We start from the raw sequence: 17,174 nt of genomic DNA on the forward strand, positions 1-17,174 counted from the left end.
GCACTCCGCGGCGGCCCTGCCCCGCGGGCCGGGGCCGGGCCGAAGACCCGCGTTCGCCAGGGCCGTGGGGCTCAGGTGTTGCTGGTGCCCCAGTCGTCCTCGAAGCCGTTGCCGCCCTGGCCGCGCTCCCGCAGCGAGCGCACCCGGCCGGCCACCGATTCGGGCACCCGGCTCTCGACCTTCACGCTCACCGAGTGCAGCGCCTTGCCCGCGACCTGACGCGTCTGCTGGGCCGCCGACTCCGCCGTGTTCCGGACGGCGGGGTTCTGCGCGAACTCGCGCGCGGACTTCTTCAGCTTCTCGTACCGCTCGCGTCCGGCCCGGGTCCCGAGCACGTACCCCAGGGCCAGACCGGCGACGAATGTGAGCCGGTAGCGCATGGCTGTCACCCTTCCCTTGTGATCACCGGGGGAACCGATTGGCGGAGCACCCCCCTGCTTGCGCTAATGTATGTGTCGCAGCGAGCGCACGCCCCCTGGCGAGTGCCAAGGTAGGTGCGTTCGATGCACGAGACATTCCCCTGTAGCTCAATTGGCAGAGCAGCCGACTGTTAATCGGCAGGTTACTGGTTCGAGTCCAGTCGGGGGAGCTCGATCTCCTGTAGCTCAATTGGCAGAGCAGCCGGCTGTTAACCGGCAGGTTACTGGTTCGAGTCCAGTCGGGAGAGCTGACGAACAAGACCCCCGGGAAGCCCCGGGGGTCTTTTCGTGTCGTCTTCCTCGCCAGGTGGAACCGTACGCGGGCGTGCGGAGTCCTCCACCCCGAGCAAGGCCGACCATCCGGAGCAGGAGATCGTATGAGCGGCTATGCTGCGGCAGACGGCGCGCACACATGTACGCGCCACGCCGAAACGGGGCGGTAGCTCAGCCGGTTAGAGCAGCGGACTCATAATCCGTCGGCCGTGGGTTCGAGTCCCACCCGCCCCACCAAGGGTTTCCGATGCAGGAACGTTTTAACCTGCGACACACCGGAGCGTCCGTCGTTCGGCGGACGTGATTACCCGTCAGGTAGATCGTCGGCCGCCCGCCGCCGGCCCGAAGAGCCGGCGATCAAGCCGTTGGGCGCAACCCCCGCCACCCGGCTCGGGGGAAGCGCGAGCCGGTCGAGTAGGTCATCAATGACGCTTGACGATAGCCCCCTGACGTCCCAGGGGGAGAGCGCTGGGGCTTGAGGCCTTGGGCGTGTCGCCTTCCCCTTCACGCCGGCGAGGCTGCGTTCACGGGCGCGACGGCGCGCCGGACTGGTGCGCTCGGTGATCTGGCCGATCCGCTCCTTCCGCCCCTCCCTTCCTCCCATTCCTTCCCTGTCGGCCCACGGGGCGGCTGCCCTGCTTCGTCGCGGCTTCCCGGCGCGAAGAGGGGCGCCATCGACGTCGGGATCGGGGGCGGGCACGTCGCGAACCGGCCCGGTCTGCGTGGTGATGGCCGTGACCGCCGAAGGCGCCCGGGGGTGCCCGAGGCATCCGGAACAGCCGGGACACGCCGGGGGATCCTGAGGATCTCGGGCGGCGACGGCGACGGCGGCGAGGGGGCTGAGCGCCGGCTTCACGTGTCCACCGAGCTGAAGAACCCGGACGAGGCCACCGCCCTCAAGCGCGGTCCATGTGGCGTCGGCGAGCTCCGCTCCGACCGACGGACTCCGCGAGCCACCGCGCGCCACGCGGAGTCTGCGACACGGCATCAGAAGTTTGAGCAGCTGTCAGCGAGTCGCCGGACAGGGCTTGCGGGGCGTCAACTGCCGTACAGAACAAGGTGATTGGGAGTCGACGCGGATGCCGCGGACGGCAGGCGTCCCCGGGCGCATACGGCCACACGGCTTATTTCTCGCATTTTCAGCACGTCTGATAAGTGACGAATGGTGTGATTTCTGTATCTTCATTCACAGAGCGGCTGTCCGGCCGATCTCTCCGAGAAGGAAGAAACTGACATGAGCAAGCGTTCCATTGCTGTCACCGCCGCCATCGCGGGCGCTGCAGCCCTTGCCGCCACCGGCATCAACTACGCCGCTGCTGCCGGCACGGAGGCGGCCCCGGCTGCTCCGGCTGTTCGTCAGGCGGCTGCTCCCGCGGCGGCGCCCCTCGGTGGCGACTCCGGCCAGGGCAAGGAGAAGGACAACGACTACAACAAGGGAAACAACAACCACTTCAGGTACGAGGGTCGGATCCAGATCAACGAGCGGTCTTACTCGGCCGGCTCGGACGGCTGCATCACCGTGGTCAGCGGTCTGGGTGCGAACAGCTTCAACGTCCGCAACGACAGCCGGAAGACTGTTGAGGTCTTCCGCGGTGCGACCTGCGACAACGGGTCTCCTGTTGCCACGGTCGGACCGTGGAGCACCAGCAACAGCGTCTCTCCCCACCGGGTCCGTGGCGGCGTCTTCGTCAAGCACGGCGTCGTAGGCAGCTTCCGTGTCGTCAACGACTTCCGTGGCCACGGTGGCTTCGGCGGTGGCTACGGCGGCGGCGACGGCGGCGGCTACGGCGGCGGCGACGGCGGCAGCTGGTAGTACCTGGCGCTGGAGTTGAGGCCCCGGCCCGTCGGAATCGGGCCGGGGCGGTCAACGAAAGTTTAACCCAGCCGGGCACGCCACGCCCGAGATGGCTTAATGCTTGCACGGATCGCCTTACGTCCGTGCCCGCATGAAGGTGATTTCGGGCGCTCCCATGGGCATGTCGCGCTTCGTCGAAGGCGCGCCGAGGTATGTCCAGTTCTTCGGGCTCGATCGAGGTCTGACAGAAGGCCTCGATCGAGCCCTCCGAATCGGGATGCCTCACAGGGGTCCGGCCGCCTGAAGGGCTTCGCACCGTTCCATGCGGACTCGTTCGCCGGAAACGTGCAGAGTCTTCAGGCAGTCGTAAGCGCGGGCGAGCTGCACGCCCACACTTACGTTCGGATCTTCGGAATTACCTGTCAATGTCACGTCGGCTGTCGTCGGTCATGTTGCACATTTCGTATACGGACGGGGGTATACGAAACGGCACCATGGCCGACCAGCCGAATACCGCAATGGGTGGGATCGCTGACCGTGCACGGGCTGAGCGTTCACCAGGCCGCGGACCGCCTTGCTCCGTCGATGCGTGACGTCGAATCCGCCCCCTTGGACTCGAGGGATGCACGAAAATGCCGCACAGCTCGCTCAGAAAATCGAAGACTCCGGCCGCTGCAGCACTCTCGCAAAGACTTGAAGAGACCATCGAAAGCTCTGAGTACTGGGCAAGAAGGATGCCGCGCGAAGCCGTCCGCCTGGTACGCAAGGAGCGCCTCTACGGCGTCGCCGCCGGCGGCGTCAGCCTCCTCACCGGCCTTCTGGCCTGGCCTCTGGTCGCCGAGTCCTCGATGCTCACGGCGCAGGTCCTCATCTCCGGGCTGTCGGGCCTGGCGGCGCTGGCCATTGCCGCCCCCTATGTGAGCGGCCTGAGCGATCGCGGCGAGGACTCCATCAAGCTGGGCAGTGCGTACGGGGAAATGCATCGTGAACTCCTGCGCGGCAGAGAGCAGATCGCCGAGGCATTCGAGAAGAACACGTCTCAACTGCCTGGTTTCTGCCAACAGTTCGACTACATCGAAGAACGCAGGGACTCCCTCGGAATTCGCCCCGTTCCCTCAAGGGTGAGCGCATCCGGTGTTCCGCTGGCCGGCGAGTTCGGACGGCGGGAGCAGGCCGTTCCGATCGCGCCGGGAGGGAATTCAAGGAGTTCGGCACCCGCGGCGCCGGTGGGCAGTGGTCGTACAGTGGTCGTGGATCAGGACGCGGTCGCCACGCTCATCTATCTCGTGGCGAATCAGTTGGCGTCGCAGGATCAGACTTCGACAGGGGAGTTCGCTCGTCGCCCGTCTTCGTTTCAGCCCGAGATCTGTGAGCAGGGTTCGACAGGGCGCCTCGAACAGCATTGGCAGCCCGCCTTGCCATTCGACACCTCACGAAGTCCGGACTCGGGAAGGCGTGACGAGAACCGTCTCACGGAAGCGTCTCAGGCGCTTCTCTCTAAGCTGTCCGGGCCGGCGGGGCCACTGCGACGATTCAGCCGATCATGACGGTGTGTCCGGCCCCGCACGACTAATCGTTCGGGGCCGGTGGAGTGGCCGCCCTCTCCTAAGCCTGATCTTCGACGGCCGTCGCCGAGTGGCAGGTCGAACTTGATCAATCGGTTCGGTAATCGGCGTACACGGAGGCGGCCTTCGGCTGAACATGTGCTCCAACCCAGGAGCGCACACAAATTCGCGTCCTGCGGCCACCGAGGGCCCATCCTCGGATCAGGTCCTGGAGACCGAGCGGATCAACTCACCTGTCCCTGGCTGCCTTGCGGCTGAACCGGCAGCACCCGTGCATCGAGGGGACGCAGTCAGCCGATCGGCTGAGCGGAAGTACCCGGCGAGCCCTTGCATCCGTCACGCACAGGGGCTCCGCCCGGCTGAACCGAGCGGTGCAAGCGGCTTTGGCGAGCCATCAGGCGATGAGACGGTCCCGGGAGCTGTATCCGCAGGCGAACCCGCTTGGTGGGCAAGGTGCATGGGGGCGTGCGACGGGGACGGCCGGACGCCGCCGCAGTCAGCCGTGCCCCCGGACAGGCCGTTCCCCGACACCGGTCGCGGCGCGGCCTCGCGTCACTGTTGATGTGTCCAGTCACGCGAACAGCGCAACGTCCCCACCGGAGCCCACGCGCGCGGGATCGGCCTGTCCGTAGCACCGTTCGCCGTATGGACTCCACTCCGATCGTCGTGCACCCGCCCACCCCCACCGGGGGCCGGCGGGTAGCAATCCAGGGGCGCGTCGCCGGGATCGCCCGGAGTGATGCCGACCTCGTCGAATTCCTCTGCCAGGCCGGCGTGACGGTTCACAGCGCTCTCCTCGATGACGAGGCATGGGTGAAGTGGCGGGGAGGGCGAGCCCACCACTACGCGGCACGATGAACATCGTGGACCCGCCAAGGACAGGCGAGTCTCCCGGCCTCCTCGGCCATGACGCCCCGCGAGTGCGGAGCTGGTCCTGTGCCTGGGCTCGGACTCTTCGGTGATCTCTGCCCGGCGCGATGCGCGGAACGGTCGGTGGTCCTCCTCAACTGTGGCCACGGGCCGGCCCCGATGTTCGTGCGTCGCGGCGCAGCCGTGGACTGCCCGAGCTCGCCCGCCTGCGCACCGGCCCTGGGGCTCGGTGCGCACGGCGGTGAACCGGCTCGCCCGCATCAGGTCGACTTCGCGCCGGGGGATCAACTCCGGCTGTGCACGGACGGTGTGACCGGGCCCGCGACACGCGACATCAAAGGTCCTCCCCGCGCCGCGTCGAACCCGGTCGCCGGAATCAGCGGGCCACCGGGGTGAGGGTGAGGGGCTGGACCTTGCCCTCCAGCATCGCGCCGAGGCCGAGGACCGCGCAGATGTCCGGGCGTTCGGCGATATGGACCGGCACTCCCGTGGCGTCGCGCAGCATCTGGTCGAAACCGGGCAGCAGCGCGCTGCCGCCGACCATCGTGATGCCGCGGTCCGCGAGGTCGGCCACCAGGTCGGGCGGGCAGTCCCGCAGGACCTTGCCGATGCCGTCGAGGACGGCGGTCAGCGGGGTGTGGATCGCGTGGCGCACGGCCGCCGTGTCGACGTGCACCGAACGGGCCAGGCCCGTCGCCACGTCCCGGCCGTGGATCTCCGTCGACTCCGGGCCGTGCGGGGTGAGGCCGTTGCCGCTGAGGGCGATCTGCAAGGGACGTACGGACTGCGACGGGAGCATCAGTTCGTGGTGCTGGCGCAGATGCTGGACCACCGCGTGGTCGATGGCGTCGCCGCCGACCGGGATGCGCTCGGCGGTCACGATCGAGCCCAGGGAGAGGACGGCGATCTGCGTCGTGGCGGCCCCGCACACGATGATCATCGTGCCTTCGGGGCGCTCGACGGGCAGGTCGCAGCCGACGGCGGCGGCGATGAGGGTGTCGACGAGTTCGACGCGGCGTGCGCCGAGTCCGACCAGGGTCTCGACGGCGGCGCGCTGCGCGAGCGGGTCGGCGTCGTGCGGGGTGCAGGCGGCGGCGCGCAGCCGGGGCTTGCGGCGCAGCGTGCGGCGCAGCTTCTCGCCGATGAGGTGGCGCAGCATGCGCTGGGCCATGTCGATGTCGATGACGGTGCCGCCGGAGACGGGGCGCATGACACGGATGTAGTCGGGGGTGCGGCCGGTCATCCTCTCGGCGAGCTCACCGACCGCGATCAGGGCGCCGGTGCGGGTGTTGACGGCGGCGGCGCTCGGCTCGTCGACGACGAGGCCCGCGCCCTTCACGAACACCCGGGTCCGCGCGGCCCCCAGGTCGACGGCGAGATGGCAGCGGCGCAACTGCTCCAGACTGACGGTCATGGCAGATCCTCCCGAGAGCGCAGACCGTGACGGGTCGTCAAATAACGGCCCTTCTGGAATCCTGCGGCGGGGCGGCGCCGGGCGCGCGCTGGAATGAGCCGGGCGGGGTTCCGCCGGACGGGTGGTCTTGCCGGGCGTTGTTAGCATCCCCTGTGACCAGCACCCCCTCCTCGCCGGACCAGGCAGACGCTTCCGAGACCCCCGCGATATCCGCTCCCGCACCGGTGAAGGACCCCGCGCCGGGTGGTCGCCGCCGGATTCTCGCCGATCTCACCCCGCTGCGTATCTCCGTCGACTACCGACGCCTGTGGGTCGGCAACACGGTGTCCTGGACGGGCCAGGCGATGACCGCGCTCGCGGTGTCCCTCCAGGTGTACGACATCACGCGCTCCAGCTTCTCCGTGGGCCTCGTCGGCCTGTTCTCGCTGGTCCCGCTGGTCGTCTTCGGCCTCTACGGGGGTGCCATCGCGGACACGATGGACCGGCGCAAGCTCGGCCTGTACAGCGCGTCCGGCTCGTGCGCGCTGTCCGTGGCACTGGCCGTCGCGGCGCTCGCCGGCTATCACCGGGTGTGGCTGCTCTACGCGGTCGTGTCCCTCCAGGCGGTGTGCGGGGCGCTCAACTCCCCGGCGCGCACGTCGATGATCCCGCGCCTGCTGCCGCCGGAACACCTGCCGGCGGCGAACGCGCTCGGCTCCATGACGACCACGGCCGGCACCCTCATCGGCCCCATGCTGGGCGGAGTCGTGGTCGGCCTGTGGGGCTACCAGACGGCGTACCTGATCGATGCGGTCGCCTTCTCGGCGGCTCTGTACGCGATGTGGCGGCTGCCTGCGATGCTGCCGGACGGGCCGGGGGGTGAGCGGCGCAAGCGGGCCTCCGTGGTGGACGGCCTGCGGTTCCTGGCCGGGCGGCCCAGCCTCCGGATGACCTTCTTCTCGGACATGTGCGCGATGGTCCTCGCGTATCCGCGGGCGCTGTACCCGGCCGTCGCGCTGCTCTGGTACGGCGGCGACGCCCGGACCACCGGCCTGCTCGTCGCCGCTCCCGCGGTGGGCGCGCTGCTGGGCGGGGTGTTCTCCGGCTGGCTCGGCCGCGTGCACCGGCACGGCCTGGCGATCGTGATCGCCGTGTGCGGGTGGGGCCTCGCCATCGCCGTCTTCGGCCTCACCAGAAACCTCTGGCTGGGCCTCTTCTTCCTCGCGCTCGCCGGCTGCGCGGACACGGTCTCGATGGTCTTCCGCGGCACGATGCTCCAGGTCGCGGCCCCCGACGAGATGCGCGGCCGTCTCCAGGGCGTCTTCATCGTGGTCGTGGCGGGCGGCCCCCGCCTCGGCGACTTCGTCGCAGGCTCGACGGCCGACCTCGCGTCCCCCACGGTGGCGATCACGGGCGGCGGTACGGCCTGCGTGGTGGCGGTCCTGCTCCTCGCCCTGAAATGGCGCAAGTTCCTGAACTACGACGCCAGGAAGCCGACGGCGTGAGGGCGCTCGGGGCGTCCCCGGTTCCCCGCGGCGGGCCGGAACGTCACGAGCAGACGTGGGCAGCCCGGAACCTCCCACAGGCGGGCCTGCAAGTGGCCCACGGTCGCGGTCAGCAGCCGCGCGGGAAGCCGTACGCGACGGGTTCGCGCGGCGGTTCGCCGAACGCGGCGTCGCCCGGGGCGAAGGCGGCCGGGTCGACCGGCGCGTCCTCGTCGAGTGCGAGGACGGCGAGGTCGCCGGGGTCGGTGGGGCGGCCGCCCCAGCCGCCGTGCGACACGACCCGCGCCGGCACGGCGACCGCGCCCGCCGCGGGCGGGAACGTGACCGTGAGGGGCGCGGCGCCGCCGTCCGCGATCACGTGGGCGCAGGTCACGGCCTTGCGGCCGGTCACCAGGAAGCCGGCCCCGATCTGGCGCCCGCACTCGGTCCTGGCGCGCCGGCGCGCGCTGTTCACGCGCCGTCCGTGGCCGCACGGTCCGTCGCCGACCAGCTGAGCTTCACCACCAAATGGCCTTCGGCCGTGCCCTTGGCGATCACCGCGCCCGCCTCGGCGGACATCTTCACGCCGAACTCGATCTCCACGCCGTCCGGCTTGAGCGGCCCTTCGCGAAAGACCCGCAGCGCCGACTCGGCCGCCGAGCGGGCCCCGTCGAGCGCGGACTCGAACGTGCCGACCGCCTGCGCCGTGGGAAGGCCCCCGCGCGAGACGAGCCGTACGCCGGACCCCGTCTCGTCGGACGCCTCGAAGACGACGGGTGCGCCGCCCTCGGTCTCGTACTCCACCAAACCGTCCATGCCGCCCGTGTGAAACCGGTCGAAACGTGTGGCAGTTGCCCAACGCCATTGTGGTCGAGGGGTGTTGGTGCTGTCAGCCGCACCCCGACGCAGGCATCGGGGTGGGGGCCGGATCGCGTCCGTATCGCTCCCTGGCGGGAAGGCGCCAGGGCAGCTTCCCGCCAGGTCCCGTCAATGTCGCCGTAACAGTGGGCACTTCACACTCTTCGCAGTGCTCGGGTAACACCCCGACCCGAGGCTTACGAAGAGAGGCAACGATGACCAGAGGACCAGCGAGACGGGGCGCGGCACTGCTGTCCGCCGGGCTCGCGCTAGCGCTGCTTCCGGGCGGGCAGGCCGTCGCCGGTGACACCACCACCCCGGCGGCCCACGCCACCACGCCCGCCGCCCGCGCCGCTCACACAGTGACCCTGGTGACCGGCGACAAGGTGACCGTCACCGACCTCGGCGGCGACAAGAAGGCCGTCACCGTCGACCGCGCGAAGGGCGCGACCGGCGCCGTCAGGACCCAGGTGAACGACGGCAAGATCACCGTCGTGCCCGACGAGGCGCGCCCCTACCTGGCGGCCGGGACGCTGGACGCCCGGCTCTTCGACGTGAGTGAGCTGATACGCCAGGGCCTGTCCGACACCAAGGCCGACGCGACCCCGCTCATCGTGTCGTACAGCGGGAAGAGTGCCCGCTCCGCGGCGCGCACCCCGAAGGGCGCCGACCGGACCCGCGCTCTCGCCAGCATCGGCGGCGCCGCCGTGGACGCCGGCAAGGGCCGCACGTTCTGGAACGCCGTGACCGCCCCTGAGGGCAAGGACTTCGCCGACGGCATCGGCAAGATCTGGCTCGACGGCCGCGTCAAGGCCGACATGGCCGAGAGCAACGAGCAGATCGGCACCCCGAAGGCCTGGGAGGCCGGGCTCACCGGCAAGGGCGTCAAGGTCGCCGTCCTCGACACCGGCTACGACGCCACGCACCCCGACCTCGCGTCGCGCGTCACCGAGTCCAAGTCCTTCATCGAGGGCCAGGAGGTCGCGGACCGCAACGGCCACGGCACCCACGTCACCTCGACCGTGGGCGGCAGCGGCGCCGCCTCCGACGGCAAGGAGAAGGGCGTCGCCCCCGACGCGACCCTCGCCGTCGGCAAGGTCCTCAGCAACGAGGGTTCGGGCAGCGAGTCGCAGATCATCGCCGGTATGGAGTGGGCCGCCAAGGACATCCACGCCAAGGTCGTCTCGATGAGCCTCGGTTCGTCCGAGGCCAGCGACGGCACCGACCCGATGGCCGCCGCCGTGAACTCGCTGTCCAAGGAGACGGGCGCCCTCTTCGTCATCGCCGCGGGCAACGCCGGCGCTCCCGGCTCCATCGGCTCGCCCGGCGCCGCCGACTCCGCCCTCACCGTCGGCGCCGTCGACTCCTCCGACCAGGCCGCCTACTTCACCAGCAAGGGCCCCCGCTTCGGGGACAACGGGCTCAAGCCCGATGTGTCCGCGCCCGGCGTCGGCATCCTCGCCGCCCGCTCCTCGCTGGTCTCCGGCAGCGGCGCGTACACCACCATGAGCGGTACGTCGATGGCGACGCCGCACGTCGCCGGTGTCGCGGCCCTGCTCGCCCAGAAGCACCCCGACTGGACGGGCGCGCAGCTCAAGGACGGGCTGATGTCGACGTCCAAGGAGCTCGCCGACTCCGCCTACGACCTGGGCTCGGGACGCGTCAGCGTGCCGGATGCCGTGACCGCGGACGTCACCGCGACCGGCAGCGCCGACCTCGGCTACTACAAGTGGCCGTACGACAGCAACAAGCCGGTCACGAAGACGGTCACCTACAGCAACTCCTCCGACAGCGCGGTGGAGCTGACGCTGGCCGCGGAGGGCGCGGCCGACGGCGTCGTCTCGCTCGCCGACAGCAAGCTGACCGTGCCCGCGCACGGCACCGCCTCCACGACGGTGACCGGCGACGGCGCCAAGGCCGCCGTCGGGAACACCAGCGGGCGGATCGTCGCGTCGGTGGCCGGGAAGCCCGTCGCGCACACCGCGTTCGGCATGGTCAAGGAGGAGGAGCGGTACACGCTCACCGTCCATGTGAAGGACCGGGACGGCGCCCCGACAGCCGCGTATCTCGGCGTGCAGCAGCTCGTCGGGAACACCGATCCGTTCCCCGCCACGGTGGGTGATTCCGGCACGCTCCAGCTGCGCCTGAAGCCCGGCTCGTACTACGTCGAGTCCTACCTCGACGTGCACGGCAGCCACGGCAAGGACTCCCTCGGACTCGGCTACCTCGCCGACCCCGAGATCAAGCTCGACCGGGACCGCGAGATCACGCTCGACGGGCGGCAGTTGAAGGAGCTCAAGGCCGATGTCGGCCGGACCACCGAGACCCGCCACCTGCTCATGGAGGCCGACCGGAAGGCGGGCGGCGCCGACTACATGAGTGCGGTCCAGCTGCCCGTCAAGTACGACAGCATCTTCGCGGCCCCCACCCACAAGGTCACCGACGGGTCCTTCGAGTACCGCACCGTGTGGCGCCTCGGGAAGCCCTCGCTTCAGGTGGACGGCCTCCGTGAGGCCGTCGTCCAGCCCGGCGCCACCCTGGCCGAGGGCCGCAGCAGGCTCGCGCTCGTGGACGCCGGGGCCGGCGCGCCCGCCGACTACGCGGGCAAGAACGTGCGCGGCAAGGCCGTCCTCGTGCGGCGCACCGACGCGCTCGCCCCGGCCGAACTCGCCCAGGCCGCGCAGGACGCGGGCGCCAAGGCGCTGTTCGTCACCGACGACGCCGCGGGCCGGCTCAACGCCTGGTTCGGCACGGACGACGGCAGTGACCGACCGCTCCAGATCGCCACGGTCGACGCCGCGGACGGCGCGAAGCTCGCCGCGGCCGCGACGGCGGGCCGCAGCGTCACGATGACGGGCACCCGCAACACGCCCTGGGTGTACGACCTGACCGACGAGCACAAGGGAACCGTCCCGGGCGGCGACCTGACCTATCGGCCGGGCAAGTCCGACCTGGCCGTCATCGACGCCAAGTTCCACGCGGTGAAGCCCCAGGCGGGCGGCGAGTTCCGCTACTCCATCACCGACACCTTCCGCATCGGTCTCGGCTTCCTGCAGAAGATCGACTACCCGGCCGAGCGCACCGACTACGTCTCCACCGGCCCCGGCCAGAAGTGGCACGAGTCCGTCCAGACGGGCCCGACCGACCTGGAGCAGCGCAGCGGCCTGATCACCTACAAGGGCGGCACCCACAAGGAGCTCGACTGGTTCAAGCCGGTCTGGCACCCGTGGCTCGGCACCGGCCTCGGCTGGGGCCAGCAGCGCTCCGGTAACACCCTCCAGTTCAACGTGCCCGGCTGGGGCGACTCCGGTCCCGACCACACCGGCTTCGGCGACGTGTGGAGCGACAGCACCCAGACGCAGAACACCGAGGTGTACGTCGACGGGGTGCTCGCGGACCGCAAGAAGAGCTCCGCCGTGTACGTGTGGGACGCCGACCCGGCCGAGCACACCTACAAGGTCGTCACCGACACGACGCTCGATGCCGCGCGCTGGAAGCTGGCCACGAAGGGCCACTCGGAGTGGACGTTCAAGTCCGCCGAGACCCCCGACAACCGGTGGACGTTCCTGCCGCTGCTCAACCTCGGCTTCGACGTGGACACCGACCTCGCGGGCAATGTCCGCGGTGGACACGGGGTCTCCGTCGGGATCAGCTCCGAGTACGTCAAGGGCGCCCCGGACACCGGGAAGATCGGCGGCGGCACCCTGGAGGTGTCGTACGACGACGGCAAGACCTGGACGAAGGTCGCGCTCGACGGGCAGGGCGCGTCCTGGAAGGGCACGCTGAAGGTGCCGGGCGACGCCGAGTACGTGTCGCTGCGCGCCTCGGCGAGCGACGACCGGGGTGGCAAGGTCACTCAGGAGGTCATCCGGGCGGTGGGGGTCAAGTAGCCCCTCCGGTAAGGATGTTCTGACCTGTACGGGTGTACTGACCTCTGCGGATGTCTGACCTGTAGACCTGTACGGATGTCTGGCCGAAGGCCCGGCGCGGCAGCCAGCCGCGCCGGGCCTTCGCGTGCGTCTCGGCACCCCAGGCGTCCACCCAGTGATACGTGGCTGTCCGCCATGCGGGAACGCCCTTGTGGGGGCGCTGTGGCCGCGGACAGGATGCGTGCATGGCTCCGGTACTCGTCTCGCGCGTGCTCGTCTCGCGCCGCCACGTGGATCTTCTGCGTGTGTCGACGATGCTCTGTCCGGCCGCTGCCGGCACCGACGCCCTTTCCTGAGGCGCTCCGGGGAGGCATCTCCTCGCCCGGCCCGCCCGCGTCCCGTGTCCTTCGCGCCGCTCCGGCGGCCCCGCGTCCGTTCCCGCAGTAGTCCACGCCCCGCGCGATTTTCGAGGTGTCGTCATGCCCGAGAACCACCCTCTGCTGCACTGGTACCTGCCGGCCCGGCGGCCGGCCGACATCGATTCGCTGGCCCCCACGGCCCTGGCCGCGGAGCGTGCCGGGTTCGACTCGCTCTCGATGCCGGCCGGCGGCCCCGACCCGTGGGCGCTCGCGTCGGGGCTCTGTCGTCGCACCGAGCGGATCAGCTTCCTCGTCGCGCTGCCCACCGGCAGCGCGGGACCCACCGTCATCGCCCAACAGGCGGACGCGTTCCGCCGGTTCGCGGGCGGCCGCCTCAGGCTCGACGTCGGCGCGCACGGCGCCGGGCTGACCCACGACCAGCGCTACGGGCGCACGGACGAGGTGATGGCCGTCGTGCGCGACCTGCTCGACGGCAGGCGCATCGACTTCCAGGGGGAGCATGTGCAGGTCGAGGGCGCCCAGTTGAGCGACCCGGCCGTCGAGCATCCGGTGCCGCTCTACTTCGGGGGTGAATCCCCGGCCGCCGACGGCATCGCGGCCCGGCGGGCCGATGTGAGGCTGGTGAGGAACGCGCCGCCGGCCGTCGTCGCGGAGCGCGTGGCCCGCTCGCGGGACCGGAATCCGCGGCTGCGGTACGGGCTCCGCCTGCGTCTGGTGGGCCGCGCCGAGGCGTCCGAGGCGCGGGAGGCGGCGGACCGGATCCTGGACGACGGCAGGAGCGGACCGGCGGGGGACACGGTCGTCGGTACGTACGACGAGGTGGCGCGACGGCTGTTCGACTACCGGCAGCTCGGCATCGACGAGTTCGTCCTCTACGGCTGTACGGGTCCCGGCGAGCCGGCCCGCGTCGCCGGCGAGGTCCTTCCGCGGCTGCGTGCCCTCACGGACGCGACCGCGGTGTGCGGGGCGTGACGCGCGGCGGCGCCGCCTCCCCGTGGGACCGGGGGAGACGGCGCGGCCGCGGTCGACTCCGCGTGACCTGCGCGGCCTGGCGTCAGACGAGCCAGCCGACGAAGTGGGCGAGGCCGGCGAGGATGTCGGTGATCAGGTTCATGGTGGCGCGTTCTCCTAGCGGTGTTGCATGTGTGGGACCAACTCCCCGGCCACGTATGGGACATGGACCGGGTGGCAATTACGGTCTGCAGCCCGTTGCTTGCGCACCGTAAGCATCGTTGGTCGCCGACGCCTCATGCAATTCCTGGCGGCACGATCACCTGTTCCAGGGAACAACTGCTCCCCTGTTCGTATTTGCGAGGGTTCGCGATGCCTCGTCATGTCGTGCGGAGTTGCTCACGGCGCCGTCCCCGCGATGCCGCGCACCACGCCGAGGTCCACCAAGTCCTGCGGCCTGAGGTGGAGTTGGTCGGCCGTCGCGTCCGTCTCGTCCGGGCCGCGCTTGAGGATCGCGGCGGCGAGTTCGGGCGCGATGACGGAGAAGTAGCTGTCCGGCGTCGCCCAGGTGTTCTCCGGTGCGGCCAGGGCGAGGGCTCCGCCCGAGCCGCCCTCGCCCACGACCAGCGTGGTGACCGGGACCGGCGACGCGGCGAGCGCCGTGAACAGGTCCGCGATGGCGGCGCCCGCCCCGGACCGCTCCGCCTCCGCGTCGTTGGCCGCGCCCGGCGTGTCCACCAGCGTCAGCACGGGCACGCCGAGCCGCCCGGCGAGCCGCACCAGGCGCGCCGCCGTCCGGTAGCCGGCCGGCCGGGTCGCCGTACCGAGCTGTGCGGCGTACGCGACCGTCCTGCCGTCCCGCGCGCTCTCCCCGAAGCCGCACAGCACACCGTCGTCGGTGCCGCCGCAGCGGTCGCCGCCGACCATGACCCGGGACGTGAAGTAGGCGTCCAGGTAGGTGTCCGCGCGCGGCCGTTCGCCGGCCCGGGCGCGGCGGACGGCGTCGCGGCCCGTGGCGGGCAGATCGCCGCGGCCGAGCGCGTACGGGACCGGGGCGGGGTCGTCGGACGGGCGCGTGAGCAGCCGCAGCCACCCGGCGAGGGTCCCCGCCAGGTCGTCATGGCGCACCACCGCGTCGACGGCGCCGGCCGCGAACTGGCCACGTGCCGAGTACGCCGCCGGGTCCGCGTCCGCGGGCCTCACCCGCGAGCCCGCGAACCCCACCTGTGCCGACTCGAGCGCCAGGATCACATCGGCGCCCGCGCCGAGCGTCGCCCAGCCGCCGCCCGTCGTCGGGTCGCGCAGGACCGCCACCTGCGCCAGGCCGGCCTCCCGCGTGAGCGCCGACTGCCGTGCCACGCGCTGGAGCTGGACCAGCGCCCGCATGCCCTCCTGCATCCGGCTGCCGCCCGTCGCGACCAGGGGCACGACGGGGAGCCGGTGCGCGCGGGCGAACGTGTACGCGGCCTCTATGCGGTCGCCGGTGCGCTCGCCGAGCGAGCCGCCGAGGAAGCCGAACTCGAAGGAGACCAGCACGGCCCTGGTCCCGCCGACCGACGCCGTCCCGCACACCACGGACTCGGCCTCGCCGGTGCGGGCGGTGGCCCGGGCCCGCGCCGCGTCGTAGCCGTCCCAGGAGAGCGGCCCGTCGGGCGCGTACGTGCCGTCGGGGGCGGGCAGTTCGGTGAAGGTGCCGGGGTCGGTGACGGCGGCGAGGGCCTCGCGGGCGGAGAGCCGCACGGTGTCAGCCACGGGGGAGCGCCCGCTTCATGATCTTGCCCATGTCGTTGCGGGGCAGCGCCTCCAGGTAGCGCACCACGCGCGGGCGCTTGTGCGGGGCGAGGCGGTCGGCGACATGGGAGGCCAACTCGTCGGCGGCCGGAGGGTGTTCGGCGTCGGCCGGGACGATCCAGGCCACGATGCGCTCGCCGAGGTCGTCGTCGGGCTCGCCGGTGACGGCGGCCTCGCTCACCCCGGGGTGCTCCAGGAGCGCGTTCTCGATCTCGCCCGCGCCGATCTTGTAGCCGCCGCTCTTGATGAGGTCGGTGGCCTTGCGGCCCACGATGCGGACGTAGCCGTCCGGGTCGCGGACCGCCATGTCGCCGGTGCGGAACCAGCCGCCCTCGGCGAACGCGCAGGCCGTCGCGTCGGGCCGGTTCAGATACTCCGTGAAGAGGTTCGGGCCCCGGACCTGGATCTCGCCGACCGTCTCCGGATCGCCGGCCGGGATCTCCGTGACGCCGTCCTCCTCCACGAGCCGCACCGAGACGCCCGGCAGCGGCACGCCGACCGTGCCCGCCCGCGCCTCGCCGTCCGCCCGCACGCTCGTGTTCATCAGGGTCTCCGTCATCCCGTACCGCTCGATGACGCGGCGGCCCGTCGCGGCGGCGATCCGCTCGTGGTCGTGCACGGGCAGCGCCGCGGAACCGGACACCAGGAGCCGCGCCCCGGACAGGGCCTTCACCAGCTCCGGCTCGGCGGGCAGTGCCTCGGCTATGCGGTGGTACATCGTCGGCACCCCGAACAGCATGGTCGCCCCGCTGCCCAGCTCGCGCGCCACGCCCTCCGTGCTGAACCGGCCCAGGTGGCGCACCGATCCGCCGCGGCGCAGCGGGCCGAGGATGCCCAGGATCAGGCCGTGCACGTGGAACAGCGGCAGGCCGTGCACCAGGACGTCGTCGCCGGTCCACTCCCACGCGTCCCGGAGCGCGTCCAGGGTCGAGGTGACCGCGCGGCGCGGCAGGACGGCGCCCTTGGGCGGGCCTGTCGTGCCGGAGGTGTAGACGACGAACGCCGGCGCCGACGCGTCCGGCTCGGGCCACTCGCGGGCCGGGCCCGACGCGGCAGCCGTGTCGATGTCCGTGCCGACGAACGTCAAGTCGCCGAGCGCGTCCGGGAGTTCGGTCCCCGGTGCGGCGAGCACGACGTCCGGGGCGCTGTCGGCCACGATGTGCGCCAGCTCGCCGCTGCCGGACTTCGGGTTGAGCGGCACCGCGGGCACGCCCGCGAGCAGCGCCGCGACGACGCCGACCGCGGTCTCCAGGGTGGGCGTCGCCCACACGGCGGCCCGGCTCGCGCCGTCGAGGCGCGCGGCCAGGGCTCCGGCCGCCGAGGCCAGCTCCCCGTAGGTGAGGGAGCGGTCGCCGAAGCGCAGGGCGGGGCGGTCGGGGTCGTGGGCCAGGGCGGGGAAGAGCAGGGACACGGGTGGCGCTCCTAGCGGCGGTCGACAGTGACGGCAGTGGCCAAGTGGCTGAACCAATGTGGGGGTGCCGTCGCCCGTACGTCAAGGATGCGCCCGAAGATTGGTTCAGCCACTG

Annotated in this window: 13 protein-coding genes and 3 tRNA genes; 10 read left to right on the top strand and 6 right to left on the bottom strand. The window is 71.4% G+C overall.

Translation table 11 applies throughout. The features are described from left to right. Window positions 1-71 precede the first annotated feature (71 nt). The gene (locus OG758_RS32135) at window positions 72-380 is read right to left on the bottom strand and encodes a YtxH domain-containing protein (RefSeq protein ID WP_326713129.1); all 309 of its coding nucleotides are present in this window, start codon (window positions 378-380) and stop codon (window positions 72-74) included. 136 nt (window positions 381-516) lie between these two features. On the opposite strand from OG758_RS32135, the gene OG758_RS32140 reads away from it, so the two are divergent. The 7 genes from OG758_RS32140 to OG758_RS32170 all read left to right on the top strand — a co-directional run bounded on the left by OG758_RS32140 (window position 517) and on the right by OG758_RS32170 (window position 5,318). Then, window positions 517-589, top strand: a tRNA-Asn gene (locus OG758_RS32140). 5 nt (window positions 590-594) lie between these two features. Then, window positions 595-667, top strand: a tRNA-Asn gene (locus OG758_RS32145). Window positions 668-852: 185 nt separating this feature from the next. Then, window positions 853-929: transfer RNA gene (locus OG758_RS32150), tRNA-Ile, on the top strand. Window positions 930-1,926: 997 nt separating this feature from the next. Then, on the top strand, window positions 1,927-2,505 hold the full coding sequence (locus OG758_RS32155) for a hypothetical protein (protein ID WP_326713130.1): 579 nt from the start codon (window positions 1,927-1,929) through the stop codon (window positions 2,503-2,505). Window positions 2,506-3,119: 614 nt separating this feature from the next. Then, a complete protein-coding gene (locus OG758_RS32160) occupies window positions 3,120-4,034 on the top strand; it encodes a hypothetical protein (protein ID WP_326713131.1) in 915 nt (304 codons plus the stop codon). Window positions 4,035-4,697: 663 nt separating this feature from the next. Beyond that, window positions 4,698-4,910 carry a hypothetical protein gene (locus tag OG758_RS32165; RefSeq protein ID WP_326713132.1) on the top strand — a complete coding sequence of 71 codons (213 nt, stop codon included), beginning with the start codon at window positions 4,698-4,700 and terminating at the stop codon, window positions 4,908-4,910. A 48-nt stretch (window positions 4,911-4,958) separates the two neighbouring features. Then, window positions 4,959-5,318: a SpoIIE family protein phosphatase gene (locus OG758_RS32170; RefSeq protein ID WP_326713133.1), complete on the top strand. Its 360-nt coding sequence runs from the start codon at window positions 4,959-4,961 to the stop codon at window positions 5,316-5,318. Here the strand turns inward: OG758_RS32170 and OG758_RS32175 are convergent. Next, window positions 5,299-6,336 (bottom strand): rod shape-determining protein, encoded by a 1,038-nt coding sequence (locus OG758_RS32175; RefSeq protein ID WP_326713134.1) that lies wholly within the window; start codon window positions 6,334-6,336, stop codon window positions 5,299-5,301. The two genes, OG758_RS32170 and OG758_RS32175, sit on opposite strands and share 20 nt — an antisense overlap. Before the next feature lie 206 nt (window positions 6,337-6,542). Between OG758_RS32175 and OG758_RS32180 the strand changes: the two genes are divergently transcribed. Then, the gene (locus OG758_RS32180; protein WP_326716103.1) at window positions 6,543-7,820 is read left to right on the top strand and encodes an MFS transporter; all 1,278 of its coding nucleotides are present in this window, start codon (window positions 6,543-6,545) and stop codon (window positions 7,818-7,820) included. 109 nt (window positions 7,821-7,929) lie between these two features. Here OG758_RS32180 and OG758_RS32185 read toward each other — a convergent pair whose 3' ends face one another. Further along, window positions 7,930-8,274 carry a trypsin-like peptidase domain-containing protein gene (locus OG758_RS32185; protein WP_326713135.1) on the bottom strand — a complete coding sequence of 115 codons (345 nt, stop codon included), beginning with the start codon at window positions 8,272-8,274 and terminating at the stop codon, window positions 7,930-7,932. Further along, on the bottom strand, window positions 8,271-8,615 hold the full coding sequence (locus tag OG758_RS32190) for a CU044_2847 family protein (RefSeq protein ID WP_326713136.1): 345 nt from the start codon (window positions 8,613-8,615) through the stop codon (window positions 8,271-8,273). The genes OG758_RS32185 and OG758_RS32190 overlap by 4 nt, the downstream gene beginning before the upstream one ends. Before the next feature lie 257 nt (window positions 8,616-8,872). Between OG758_RS32190 and OG758_RS32195 the strand changes: the two genes are divergently transcribed. Both OG758_RS32195 and OG758_RS32200 read left to right on the top strand, forming a co-directional pair. Continuing rightward, window positions 8,873-12,547 carry a S8 family serine peptidase gene (locus OG758_RS32195; protein ID WP_326713137.1) on the top strand — a complete coding sequence of 1,225 codons (3,675 nt, stop codon included), beginning with the start codon at window positions 8,873-8,875 and terminating at the stop codon, window positions 12,545-12,547. A gap of 458 nt (window positions 12,548-13,005) precedes the next feature. After that, entirely contained in the window at window positions 13,006-13,878 is an 873-nt protein-coding gene (locus OG758_RS32200) for an LLM class flavin-dependent oxidoreductase (protein ID WP_326713138.1), read from the top strand. A gap of 378 nt (window positions 13,879-14,256) precedes the next feature. On the opposite strand, the gene OG758_RS32205 is transcribed toward OG758_RS32200, so the two are convergent. Both OG758_RS32205 and OG758_RS32210 read right to left on the bottom strand, forming a co-directional pair. Next, window positions 14,257-15,609, bottom strand: a complete 1,353-nt coding sequence (locus OG758_RS32205; protein WP_326713139.1) for a carboxyl transferase domain-containing protein — start codon at window positions 15,607-15,609, stop codon at window positions 14,257-14,259. Next, window positions 15,602-17,059: an acyl-CoA synthetase gene (locus OG758_RS32210; protein ID WP_326713140.1), complete on the bottom strand. Its 1,458-nt coding sequence runs from the start codon at window positions 17,057-17,059 to the stop codon at window positions 15,602-15,604. The genes OG758_RS32205 and OG758_RS32210 overlap by 8 nt, the downstream gene beginning before the upstream one ends. Window positions 17,060-17,174: the final 115 nt, after the last annotated feature.

The sequence above is a fragment of the Streptomyces sp. NBC_01474 genome, from assembly GCF_035918215.1.
Classification (GTDB): Bacteria; Actinomycetota; Actinomycetes; order Streptomycetales; family Streptomycetaceae; genus Streptomyces; species Streptomyces aureus.

What these genes read in the sequence shown, in the direction of transcription:
- OG758_RS32195 (WP_326713137.1), top strand. Translation starts at nt 8,873, where the DNA reads ATGACCAGAGGACCAGCGAGACGGGGCGCGGCACTGCTGTCCGCCGGG.
- OG758_RS32175 (WP_326713134.1), bottom strand. Translation starts at nt 6,336, where the DNA reads ATGACCGTCAGTCTGGAGCAGTTGCGCCGCTGCCATCTCGCCGTCGAC.
- OG758_RS32155 (WP_326713130.1), top strand. Translation starts at nt 1,927, where the DNA reads ATGAGCAAGCGTTCCATTGCTGTCACCGCCGCCATCGCGGGCGCTGCA.
- OG758_RS32135 (WP_326713129.1), bottom strand. Translation starts at nt 380, where the DNA reads ATGCGCTACCGGCTCACATTCGTCGCCGGTCTGGCCCTGGGGTACGTG.
- OG758_RS32200 (WP_326713138.1), top strand. Translation starts at nt 13,006, where the DNA reads ATGCCCGAGAACCACCCTCTGCTGCACTGGTACCTGCCGGCCCGGCGG.
- OG758_RS32190 (WP_326713136.1), bottom strand. Translation starts at nt 8,615, where the DNA reads ATGGACGGTTTGGTGGAGTACGAGACCGAGGGCGGCGCACCCGTCGTC.
- OG758_RS32165 (WP_326713132.1), top strand. Translation starts at nt 4,698, where the DNA reads ATGGACTCCACTCCGATCGTCGTGCACCCGCCCACCCCCACCGGGGGC.
- OG758_RS32170 (WP_326713133.1), top strand. Translation starts at nt 4,959, where the DNA reads ATGACGCCCCGCGAGTGCGGAGCTGGTCCTGTGCCTGGGCTCGGACTC.
- OG758_RS32160 (WP_326713131.1), top strand. Translation starts at nt 3,120, where the DNA reads ATGCCGCACAGCTCGCTCAGAAAATCGAAGACTCCGGCCGCTGCAGCA.